We start from the raw sequence: 10,665 nt of genomic DNA on the forward strand, positions 1-10,665 counted from the left end.
CCCGGCTACCAGCCGCCGGGTTCATTCGTTACAGCCCTTGGGCAAAATACCGCGCAGCACCTGCTTTGGCCCACTACTCCTCCCGCAGCGCCACGGCGGGCTGAATGGCCGCCGCCAGCCGGCTAGGCTGCCACGCGCACAACGCCGTAATGAAGTACACCGCCCCAGTGGCCGCCGCAATGGCCAGCAAATACGGCTGCACTGGCAGGTCGAAGGCATTGAGCAGTGGGAATTGCGCCGCCAGCAGCCCGCCCAGCACCACGCCAAAGGTGGTGACCACCATCATTTCGCCCAGGAATTGCCAGCCGATGCCCGCGCCCGTGGCGCCCATGGCCCGGCGCAGCCCAATCTCGGCCCGGCGCTGGCTGATGTTGTACCACAGCACCCCAAACAGGCCCAGCGCCACATTAATAATCAGAAACAGGCCCATGATGCACAGGCCCACCACGGGCACCAGCGTGTAGCGGCGGCGGTGCAGGCGCTCATCGTCCATCACGCGCACTTGGCTGGTCCACTGGCGCGTCACGCCGGCCACGGTGCGGGCTATTTTCTCCTGCAGCTCGCCGCCCGAGCCGGGAGCCACGCGCACCAGCACGTTGGCCGTTTCCCAGTGGGTGGTGTCGTAGGGCAGCAGGCGCAGCCACGCCGTGGGAATGGCCGCCGAAAAGTCGCTTTCCATGCGCACGGGCTCGGCCACGCCCACCACCTGGAATTGGTCCTCGGGCTTGACGTCTTTGCCGGGGTTTTCCCAGGTGAAGATTTTGCCCAGGGCTGGGCCGTTGCCAAACAGACTTTCGCGCAGGTCCTGGCTGATGACCACGGGGCGGTGGTTGCTGCCATCGTCGGCGGGCGCAAACCACCGGCCCTCGCGCAGGTGCAGCTGCAGGGCTTCGTTGTAATGGTCGTCGGCGTCGTAATAGTTGGTTACCGGCGACTTCTTGCCCTGGTATTCATACACCGAGTTGTTGACGTTGAAGATGAAGGGGAGGTTGCCGCTGGTGAGGGCCACCGTGCGCACGCCGGGCAGGGCCTTCACTTGGCGCAGCACGTCGTCGAGCTCGGCGCGGGGCATTTTCAGGTTCTGGCCGGCGCGCACTTCCAGCCGCCATACCTGCTCGTAGTTGAAGCCGTGCGGGGCCAGGTAGTTCTTGGCCGAGGTGATGAGCACCGCGGCCACCCCAAACAGCACCACGAAGGAGAAAAAGATTTCGGAAATCAGCAGCAGGTTGGCCCGCTTGCGGTTCCAGATGAGGGTGAAGAGATGGCGGAACATGGGTTTTGAAGGAGATTTGGAAGGAAATTCGTCTGTCATCCTGAGCGCAGCGAAGGACCTTATCACGCTGGAACATTTGGTACTAGCATCAAGAAGCGCAGGCGTGATAAGGTCCTTCGCTGCGCTCAGGATGACAGCCGTAGCACTGGCACGCCTACTTCTGCTCGCCGCTGCCGCGCAGGGCGGCCACGGGGTTCAGGCGCGACATTTTCCAGGCCGGGTACACGCCGCTCATCAGCCCGAAAATCAGGGTGAGCAGCATCCCCCAGCCAAACACTGACCAGCTCAGAGCGAAGTGCGCGTAGGCCACGGGGTGGGCCTCATTCACCAGGGCCAGCGCCCCGGCGGCCAGCGCCAGCCCCAGCAGCCCGCCCACCAGGGCCAGCACCACGTTCTCGACCAGAAACTGGCTCACCAGATTGCGGCCCGTCGCCCCAAAGGCCTTGCGCACCCCAATCTCGCCCGAGCGCTCCAGAATGCGTGTCACGTTCAGGTTCACCAGGTTCAGGGCCGGCAGCAGCATAAACAGCAGCGCCAGCCCGCCCATTATCAGGTAGAAAGAGTCGAGGTTGTCGTCGTCCATGGTCTGGTCCTGGTGGTTGAGTATGCCCCGCGTAATGCCCGCCAGAATGGGGTCGGCGTAGGAGAACACAGCCTTCACTTCCTTCGGATTCGGAATTTCCACCCGCTTCATCATCTGGCGGTACTCCTCGCGCATGGCCGGCATCGCCGCCGCCGAGGGCGCCAGCAGCACCGGCAGAAACACGCCGTTGAGGCGGTTGTCCTTGAAATACTCGCTGCTCAGGGTGTAGGGCAGCCACACGTCGGCATAAGCATAAAAGTTCGCGGCCGACACGTTGCGCACCACGCCCGCCACGCGGTAGCGTTTCAGGTCAATTTCAATGGTGCGGCCCACCACGGCGGTGCTGCCGAAGTAGTCGCGGGCGGTGGCCTCGTTAATGACGCACACCTGCTGGGCCTGCTGCACCTCGGCTTTGGTGAACGGCCGCCCGCCCAGGAAATCATAGTCCATGATTTGCCAGAAGTTGCCGTCGGTATACGCTACGTCCAGCGGCAGCAGCTTGCTCTTGGTGAAGGCCGTGGCGTTGGAAGCGCCCGTGCTGATGCCCACCAGCTCCGGGGTTTTCAGCTTCCGCACGTAGTCGTCCACGAAGTGAATGCTGGCCGGCATGGTCATCCAGCCGTGGTCGTCCACCCGCTGTTGCCGGATGGCGTTCACGAACAGCATCCGGTCTACGCGCTTGACCGGCGTGCCCGGCCCCACCATGTGGTCGAACATCGCTGCTACCACCAGCAAAATCATCAGCGTAAAGCTCACGCCAAACAGGCTGATGAAGGTGAAAAACTTGCGGCGCATGAGCACCTTCCAGGCAATTTTGAGATAAGAACGGAGCATGGTTTTGGCAATTATTAGAACGTCATGCTTCGCTGCGCGCTGCATGACGTTCAGCGATTCAAAGTTCTATCAGCTAACCTGGCTGCCATCAAAAAAGCGGATGACGCGCTGCGTTTTCAGGGCCTGCTGCTCGTCGTGCGTCACCATCACCACGGTCACGCCGTCGCGGCGGTTCAGGGTCATCAGCAGCTCCATAATCTCTTCCCCCATCACCGAGTCGAGGTTGCCCGTTGGTTCGTCGGCCAGAATAATTTCCGGCCCGCCGGCCAGCGCCCGCGCAATGGCCACCCGCTGCCGCTGCCCGCCCGAGAGCTGGCCCGGGAAGTGCGCCGTGCGGGCGCTCAAGCCTACTTTATCGAGGGCGGTGAGGGCGCGCTGGCGGCGCTCCTTGCTGCTCATCCCTTTGCGATAGAGCAACGGCACCTCCACGTTGTCCACCACCGAGAGGTCGTTTATCAAGTGGTAGCTCTGGAAAACGAAACCGATTTTCAGGTTGCGCAGGTTAGCCAGCTCCTTGTCGGAGAAGGACGTCACGGCGCGGCCATCCAATTCAATCACGCCGCTGGTAGGCTCGTCGAGTAGGCCCATCAAACTGAGCAAGGTCGATTTGCCGCAGCCGCTCGGCCCCATAATGGACACGAACTCGCCCCGGTTGATGGCCAAGTTCACTTGGTTCAGCGCCACCGTTTCAATGGTTTTGGTCTGGTACACCTTTTCGATGTTGGTGAGCCGGAGGACGGGCGTGGCGCCGTTCAGTGCCGCCGGCTGCGTACGGGTTTCGGGGGAGTTGGCGAGCAGATTTTCCATGAGAAAAAAGGGGAGAAAAGCGCGTGAGGTTGGTTTGTCAGGAAAAAAGACCGGTCTGCTGAGCGCAGTAGAAGCATCCCTACCCCAACACTAATCCAATCGCTGCAATGAAGCGGTAGAGATGCTTCGGCTGCGCTCAGACCGGTCTGTTATTTAGCGAGAGGCAACGATTGGCGTCTGTTTTTCAAAGTCATACAGCGTCAGCGCCCGCAGGCGGTAAAAAGCCACCCAACAGGCCCGCAACGCGAAAACGTAACCGCGTTTGGCCCCGTCCTTAGCCACCGAAGCCAGGGTCAAATCGGTGAGGCTGATGCGGCCCAGCAGGTAGGTAGCGCGGGCAATATCATAGCGCAGCTGGGCCAATGAGTCGGCACGACCGGCGAGGGCCAGCTTGGTGCGCAGCGCCGCCACCTGGCCGGCCTGCGCCAGCACAATTTGCTCGAAGCTGCGCTCTTCCTGCGCCACGTTGTGCTGGGTCTGGTCGCGGTTCAGCTCGGCGGTTTTGATGATGGACTGGCGGCGGCCCCAGTCCACCAGCGGCAGGCTGAAGGCCAGCCGCACTTGCTGCTGGTTTTGCAGGTTCAGATAAGTATTACCCAGATTTTCAGCCTGATTCACGTAACCTAAATTCGCCGTGAGGGCCGCCTGAAAGCCGGTGGTACCATGTGCTTGCGCCACAGTCCGCTCCGCCTCCAGCAGCCGGCGACGGAAAGCCAGCGTGGCGCTACGGTTTTGGCGGGCCTGCTCTAGGGCCTGCGCGGGCAGCACGGCCGGCTGCGGGGCCGGCGCGGGCACGGCCAGCGCCGGCGCTTCGGTGCCGGGCAAGCCGGTGTAGGCCTGTAGGTCTACACCGGCGTTCTGGGCGTCGAGTTGGGCCTGGGCCTGAGCCTGGCGGGCATCCAGCACGTTCAGTTCCAGCTGCAGTAAGTCGCTCTGTGAGAGGCGGCCCAACTTGAAACGTTCCTGCCCGATGCGCAGCAGCTCGGCCGTGGCCTGGGCATTCTGGCGGGCCACGTCGGCATTCACCTGCTGCAGCAGCACATCGAAATACAGCTCCGTGACGCGCTGGGCAATGGTTTCGCGCTCCTCCACAAATTGCCGCTGGCTTTCCTGGTAGCGCAGTGGCTCGATGCGGCGGGCCCACAGCAGGCCATTGAACTGGCCCAACGGCTGGGTTATCCCAATCGTAAAGGGCTGATTGTTATACCGTCGCTGCCCGCCATTGAAATCATCGAAGCGCTGCACCACCGAGCCGATGTACACTTGCCCGCCGGTCAGGCCCAGGTTCTGGCTCAAAGTCAACCCTAAATCGGAGTTATTGATGCGTACCGACTCGAAGCTGGTAGTGCCGTCGGGCTGCACCACGGGCGTAATCACGCGGTTGAAATTGGGCACCGTGCCCGCCAGACCCAGCTGCGGCCGGTAGTTGGCCTGGTAGCCGCGCCAGGCCCAGTAGCTGGTTTCGCGGGTGGTCACGGCCTGCTGGCCGGTAGCTGAATGATTGACGGCCTGCGCAATGACCTCATCCAGCGTGAGGGCAGGCGTTTGGGCGGCGGCGGATTGCCATAGCAACAGCAGCAGTGCGGATAGCAGCCAACGGCGCGCCCGGCTCACCTCCCCCCCCGCCCCCCTCTCCTGCGGAGAGGGGGAGCCTGACGTCTGCACGTCTTCAGCTTTTTTGCAGTAGAAAGGTGAGAAAAGCATGTTATTGAAAATAAATAGTATCCTTTTAGTTAGGCTCCCCCTCTTCGCAGGAGAGAAGGCCGGGGGGTGAGGTGAGCCGCAAGGTCAGTCTCGCAGCGTCAGCTCCGGCGTGTCCAGATGGTCCTTCATGTCCGACACTACAATCTCCTCCCCTGCCCGCAGGCCGCTCACTATCTGCACGTAATCGAAGTTGCTGTCGCCGAAGCGAACCGTGCGGCGCACGGCCCGGCCATCGGCCAACACAAACACCGGCTGCTCCCTGCCGCCCGCGTAGTACGGGCCGTTTTTTACGCGCAGCACGCCGTGGTGGGCGCGGGTAATCACGAACACATCGGCCCGTAGATTGGGGCGCAGCACTGGATGATGGGGGTTGTTAAGCTGGGCGTAAAATGTCACCACGCCCTTTTCCACAGCCGGGCTGATGCTGGCCACAGTGCCGCGCAGGTCGGTATCGTTGATGCGTACCACCACCGAATCGCCGGGGTGCAACTGGTCGGCGTAGGAGTCCGAAATGGTAGCCCGCACCCGGAAGCTGCTCAGGTCAGCCACCCGCGCCAAGGCGTCGCCGGCCTGCACGGTGGTGCCGAGGTTGTCATTCACCCAGGTTAGCACGCCCGGCTGCTGGCTGCTGATATTGGCCTGCCGCAGCTTGGTGGCCAACTCCGAAATGCTGCGCTGCTGCATCGAAACGGTGTAGCCTAGCTCGCGCACATCGGCGGCGTTTGCGCTTTGCTGGGTCTGAATCTGGCGGGCCAAGCGGCTGGCTTCCAGCTGGGCCACAGTCAGGTTCAGCTCGGCCTGGCGCACGTTTTCGGCGGTGCCACCGCCTATTTTCAGAAGCTGCTGCTCGTCGCGCAGGGTCGATTGCAGGCTGCGCACTTTCACGGCCTGCACCTGGGCTTGGGCGCGCAGGTCATTCAGGCTGCGCTCCAGGTTGAGCTGGAGCTGGGAGTTCTTATTCCGGTTGCGCAGCTGCTCGTCGCCGAGCTTGGCCAAGGCCGAGTTGGTCAGGTCCTTATCCAGCTCCAGAATGGTTTCGCCAGCCGCTACCCGCGCGCCCACCACCACTGGCACCCGCCGGATGGTGCTCTGAATCGGGCTGGTAATCACCGCTTCACGCCCCGGAATGATGGTACCGGCGGCAGTTATCGACGCTTCCACATCGCCGATTTCCACTGTAGCCGTCAGCAAATCGCCACGTCGCAGGCTGGGTTTCAGCACCGTGCGGAAGGCCAGTACTACGCCCAGTCCCAGCACTACCGCGCCGGCTACCAGCAGCCAGCGGCGGCGCTTGCGTTGGGTTTGAATAGAATCGGCAATGGCTCTGTCCATTTTCGTGCAGAAATCAGGAAGGTTTCCATACCTTAGCCCAAGCCCCGTGCCATTCCGACAAATACCTTTATGTCAGTTAATTATAAAGCATAAAGGATTTATAGAAAGGGAATTATGCGTCCATTTTTGGACACTGTGCTTCAAACCGGACAACTCTTAGTTCTGGCCCACTCATTGAAGCTGTTCAGGAAGTGTCTCGCTTGCTGGTCCGCCGGCGTAGGCGTCCGACCGGTCGTCGGTCAACGGCCGTTGGCGCCTTGTTCAGGCGGCCACCGGTCGGACGCCTACGCCGGCGGACCGAGCGGAACCGATTTCCTAAACCGCTTCATTGCAAATCGAGGAGAGCCAATTTTTGGCCACTAGCGAATAAACATTGCTTAACACAATAAAATATCCTTATATTCCCGAATAAATCCACAAAACCCATTCGTTATGCAAGCCACTGCCACCGAAGCCACTGCCGAAATCCGGCGAGTCAACGACCAATTTGAAGCCAGTTTTGCGCGCGGAGATGCCGCCGCCCTGGCCAGCCTGTACACGCCGGGCGGAGTGCTGCTTCCCACGGACATGGCGGCCATCCAAGGGGCAGCCGGCATTCAGGCGTTTTGGCAAGGGGCCATGGAAATGGGCATCAAGCAGGTAAAGCTGCAAACCCAGGACGTGGAACAACTGGCCGACACGGCCATTGAGCTGGGCCATTACACCCTTTACGGCCCCGATTCGCAGACCGTTGACCACGGCAAATACTTGGTCGTGTGGAAGGAGCAGCACGGCCAATGGCGCCTGCATCAGGACATTTGGAACAGCAGCGTAGCCGCCCCCGCCGCCTAGGCAGCGCAACAGCCGAGCCGCCCGGCGATAAAAACTTGTATTCGTCGCCGGGCGGCTCGTGCTATGCCAGCACCTGGTACACCACAAAGGCCGCCGCATACGCCAGCCCCGTCATGTAAAGCAACTGCGCCAGCGGCCAGCGCCAGCTTTTGGTTTCGCGGTAAGTCACGGCCAGCGTGCTCATGCACTGCATGGCAAACACATAGAATACCAGCAGCGAAAAGGCCCGCGCTGGCGTGAAAAACGGCTGCCCGGCCGCGTCTCGCTCAGCACTTAGCTTCTGTTGCAGCGTGCCCATATCGGCGTCCTGCCCCACGCTGTAGATGGTGCTGATAGTGCCCACAAAAACCTCCCGCGCGGCAAAAGAAGTGAGCAGCGCAATGCCGATTTTCCAGTCGTAGCCCAGCGGCCGGATGGCCGGCTCGATGAGGTGGCCAAACTTGCCGGCATACGACGTTTCTAGGCGGACCGAAGCCACGCGGCGGTTCACCTCGGGTGCGTCCCACTGCTGTGCAGTCGCCTGCTGCCGCACCTGCGCTTCGGCCGTTGCCTGCTGCTGGCCTGGGCCGTAGCTGGCCAGCACCCACAGCAGCACCGAAATAGCCACAATCACCTGGCCCGCCTGCAGCACAAAAGCCCTGACTTTCTGGTAAATGGTCAGGCCCACGTTCTTCCAGCGCGGCCACTGGTACACCGGAAATTCCATGATGAAGTAGCTCCGCTCCCGGGCCTTCAGCACTGTTTTCAGCACCCAGGCCGAGCCCAGCGCCGAGAACAGCCCCAGCAAATACAGCGACATCAATGCCACGCCGCGGAGGTTGAACACGCCCCACGCAGCTTGGTCCGGCACCACCAGCGCCACCAGCACCGTGTACACCGGGATGCGGGCCGAACACGACATGAGCGGCGTCACGAAAATCGTAATCATCCGGTCTTTCCAGCTCTCAATCGTGCGGGCGCCCATAATGGCCGGCACCGCGCAAGCCAGTCCCGAAATAAGTGGCACCACGCTCTTGCCGCTCAGCCCAAAGGGCCGCATCAGCTTGTCCATCAGAAAGGTAACGCGGGCCATGTAGCCCGTTTCCTCCAGCACCGCCAGGAAGCCGAACAGCAAGGCAATCTGCGGAATAAATATCAGCACGCCACCCAACCCGGCCAGCACGCCCTCCGTCAGCAGCCGTACCAGCGGCCCGTGGAAGTTGGTCTGAATGGTCGCGCTCAACGCCGAAATCCCTTGGTCAATCCAGTCCATGGGGTACTGCGCCCAGGCAAAAATGGCCTGAAACAACAAAAACAGAATCCCCAGGAAAATCAGGTAGCCGCCCACCCGGTGCGTCAACACCTTATCAATCCGGTTGCTCACCGGTTCCCGCTTCTCGGTGCGCACCACCGTCACGGTTTCCAGCAGAATCTCGTTGATGCGGCTGTAGCGGGCAATGGTTTCGGCCGCCTGCGCGGCCGTGGCATCGAAGCCCGCTTTCTGCGTCAGCTCTTGGATGTGGTCCTTCTCGTCGGCGCTCAGAAACCCAATCTGCCGGTACTGCTGGGCGTAGTGCAGCGCCAGGTAGTCGTTGTGCAGGTTGAAGTAGTAGCGAATCTGGCGCACCAGCGGCAGCATCTTGTCATCGGGCTCCCAGAAGCGCACGGGCGGCGCATCCAGCCGCTGCGCCATCACAATTTTGAGGGCCGCCACGCCAATGCCCTTCCGGGCATTCATTGGGATAATGGGCACGCCCAACTCCAGCTCCAGCGCCGGCAAATCAATGTTGATGCCGTGGCGTTCGGCCACGTCCATCATGTTGAGTGCCAGCACGGCCGGCAAGCCCAGGTCGCCGAGCTGCGTAAACAGCAGCAGGCTGCGGCGCAGGTTGTTGGCGTCCACCGTCACCACCACAAAATCGGGGTAGTTATCGGCGGCTTTATCGTAAAGCAAATCCGTGATAACCTTCTCGTCCAGGCTCTTTGGGTAGAGCGAGTACGTGCCCGGCAGGTCAATAATTTCGGCCCGCTGCGTGGCCGTGAGCTGGGCCACACCGGTCTTGCGGTCCACCGTCACGCCGGGGAAGTTGCCCACCTTCTGGTTGAGGCCGGTGAGCTGGTTAAACAGCGACGTTTTGCCACTATTGGGGTTGCCAATCAGGGCAATGCGCAGGGGGCGTAGCGCGGCTGTGGCGACCTGCTGGCCGTCGCCCATCTCCTTCGGAGCCAACTTGCTTGCCGTTGCCGCCATCCGCTCTTCCTACTCCTTCAGCAAAATAGTGGCGGCCTCACTGGCCCGCACCGACAGCGTATACTCCTGGTCGCCGAGCACCAGCATCAGCGGGTCGCCGAGCGGAGCCCGGCCGCTCAACCGCACTTTCACGCCGGGTACGCAGCCCATTTCCAGCAGCTTGAGCGCCATTTCGGGGTCTTCCAGGCAGCAAATGGTGCCGCTTTCGCCCAAGCGCAAGTCCTTGGCTGTGCGCCGGGCAGCAACGGGAGACACTTGGGGCGAGCGGCGAAAAATTGACACAGGAAAAAGCGAAAGTCTTATTTAGAAAGAATACAAACAAAGGTACGACACTAAATTCTTTTAGACCGACGCCTTTCTGCCAAAAACCGGGGAAGCGCCTACTGAGACTCCCGATGAGTGCCGTTCGATGAACATTGTTATTTATCAAGATTGCATCTCCTAATAATTTCCAATAACTTTCCGAGCCGCAATTTGTAATTTTGTTCGTTCTACCTCCGGCAACATGCGCACAAGCCTACTTTTTATTACACTATTTTTATTTGTCACCGCAACGGCCAGTTGGGCGCAGCAGGTGCAGATAAAAGGAGTCATTGTGGATAAAGACACGAAGGAGCCGCTGCCTTTCACCTCTATCGGCCTGAAAAATGAGCAGATAGGGGCCCTTAGCAACGAACACGGCCAGTTCATCGTGCCGGCTCCAACCAAAGAAGAAACCGACTCCCTCATTGTAGTAGCCTTGGGCTATGCCCGGCGCGCCATTTTGGTGAAACGCGGAGCTGGAGTGCCCGAACTGACCATTGAAGTGCCCAAGCGGGCCGTGCAACTGAGCAACATCGTTGTAAAAGGCGGCAAAATCAAGAACCTGGGCTTGGGTGCCCGTACCAACGACCCCGGCGAGGGCATGATTCAGGGGCTGCCGGGCTCGCAATATGCTTTTTTCGTGAAAAACGACAAGCAAAAGCGCTTGGGCAACGTGCGCACGGTCTCGTTTTACATCGGCGAGAACGGCTTTCCGCGCGAGCCCTTCCGCGTGCGCCTCTACAAAGCCGACGGCAACTACAACGCCCC

At 61.0% G+C, this 10,665-nt stretch carries 9 protein-coding genes; 2 read left to right on the forward strand and 7 right to left on the reverse strand.

The annotated features are described in order from the left end of the window. Window positions 1–73: 73 nt before the first annotated feature. The 5 genes from JKL48_RS01280 to JKL48_RS01300 form a co-directional block, all read right to left on the reverse strand. Complete coding sequence (locus tag JKL48_RS01280) at window positions 74–1,273, reverse strand: ABC transporter permease (RefSeq protein WP_201977555.1); 1,200 nt, start codon at window positions 1,271–1,273, stop codon at window positions 74–76. Window positions 1,274–1,427: 154 nt separating this feature from the next. After that, window positions 1,428–2,690 carry an ABC transporter permease gene (locus tag JKL48_RS01285; protein ID WP_201977557.1) on the reverse strand — a complete coding sequence of 421 codons (1,263 nt, stop codon included), beginning with the start codon at window positions 2,688–2,690 and terminating at the stop codon, window positions 1,428–1,430. A gap of 69 nt (window positions 2,691–2,759) precedes the next feature. After that, a complete protein-coding gene (locus tag JKL48_RS01290; protein ID WP_201977559.1) occupies window positions 2,760–3,497 on the reverse strand; it encodes an ABC transporter ATP-binding protein in 738 nt (245 codons plus the stop codon). A gap of 153 nt (window positions 3,498–3,650) precedes the next feature. Beyond that, a complete protein-coding gene (locus tag JKL48_RS01295; protein ID WP_201977561.1) occupies window positions 3,651–5,201 on the reverse strand; it encodes a TolC family protein in 1,551 nt (516 codons plus the stop codon). Between the two features lie 84 nt (window positions 5,202–5,285). After that, complete coding sequence (locus JKL48_RS01300) at window positions 5,286–6,533, reverse strand: efflux RND transporter periplasmic adaptor subunit (protein ID WP_201977564.1); 1,248 nt, start codon at window positions 6,531–6,533, stop codon at window positions 5,286–5,288. Between the two features lie 432 nt (window positions 6,534–6,965). Here JKL48_RS01300 and JKL48_RS01305 point away from each other — a divergent pair, with 432 nt between their 5' ends. Then, window positions 6,966–7,364 (forward strand): YybH family protein, encoded by a 399-nt coding sequence (locus tag JKL48_RS01305; RefSeq protein WP_201977567.1) that lies wholly within the window; start codon window positions 6,966–6,968, stop codon window positions 7,362–7,364. A gap of 61 nt (window positions 7,365–7,425) precedes the next feature. On the opposite strand, the gene feoB is transcribed toward JKL48_RS01305, so the two are convergent. Both feoB and JKL48_RS01315 read right to left on the reverse strand, forming a co-directional pair. After that, window positions 7,426–9,558 carry a ferrous iron transport protein B gene (gene feoB / locus JKL48_RS01310; protein ID WP_201977613.1) on the reverse strand — a complete coding sequence of 711 codons (2,133 nt, stop codon included), beginning with the start codon at window positions 9,556–9,558 and terminating at the stop codon, window positions 7,426–7,428. Between the two features lie 45 nt (window positions 9,559–9,603). Beyond that, window positions 9,604–9,849, reverse strand: a complete 246-nt coding sequence (locus JKL48_RS01315) for a FeoA family protein (protein ID WP_201977568.1) — start codon at window positions 9,847–9,849, stop codon at window positions 9,604–9,606. A gap of 250 nt (window positions 9,850–10,099) precedes the next feature. On the opposite strand from JKL48_RS01315, the gene JKL48_RS01320 reads away from it, so the two are divergent. Beyond that, a partial coding sequence (locus JKL48_RS01320; RefSeq protein ID WP_201977569.1) for a carboxypeptidase-like regulatory domain-containing protein occupies window positions 10,100–10,665 on the forward strand: 566 nt, incomplete at its 3' end.

This window comes from Hymenobacter rubidus (assembly GCF_016734815.1).
GTDB lineage: Bacteria > Bacteroidota > Bacteroidia > Cytophagales > Hymenobacteraceae > Hymenobacter > Hymenobacter rubidus.

What these genes read in the sequence shown, in the direction of transcription:
- JKL48_RS01280 (WP_201977555.1), bottom strand. Translation starts at nt 1,273, where the DNA reads ATGTTCCGCCATCTCTTCACCCTCATCTGGAACCGCAAGCGGGCCAAC.
- JKL48_RS01285 (WP_201977557.1), bottom strand. Translation starts at nt 2,690, where the DNA reads ATGCTCCGTTCTTATCTCAAAATTGCCTGGAAGGTGCTCATGCGCCGC.
- JKL48_RS01290 (WP_201977559.1), bottom strand. Translation starts at nt 3,497, where the DNA reads ATGGAAAATCTGCTCGCCAACTCCCCCGAAACCCGTACGCAGCCGGCG.
- JKL48_RS01295 (WP_201977561.1), bottom strand. Translation starts at nt 5,201, where the DNA reads ATGCTTTTCTCACCTTTCTACTGCAAAAAAGCTGAAGACGTGCAGACG.
- JKL48_RS01300 (WP_201977564.1), bottom strand. Translation starts at nt 6,533, where the DNA reads ATGGACAGAGCCATTGCCGATTCTATTCAAACCCAACGCAAGCGCCGC.
- JKL48_RS01305 (WP_201977567.1), top strand. Translation starts at nt 6,966, where the DNA reads ATGCAAGCCACTGCCACCGAAGCCACTGCCGAAATCCGGCGAGTCAAC.
- feoB (WP_201977613.1), bottom strand. Translation starts at nt 9,558, where the DNA reads ATGGGCGACGGCCAGCAGGTCGCCACAGCCGCGCTACGCCCCCTGCGC.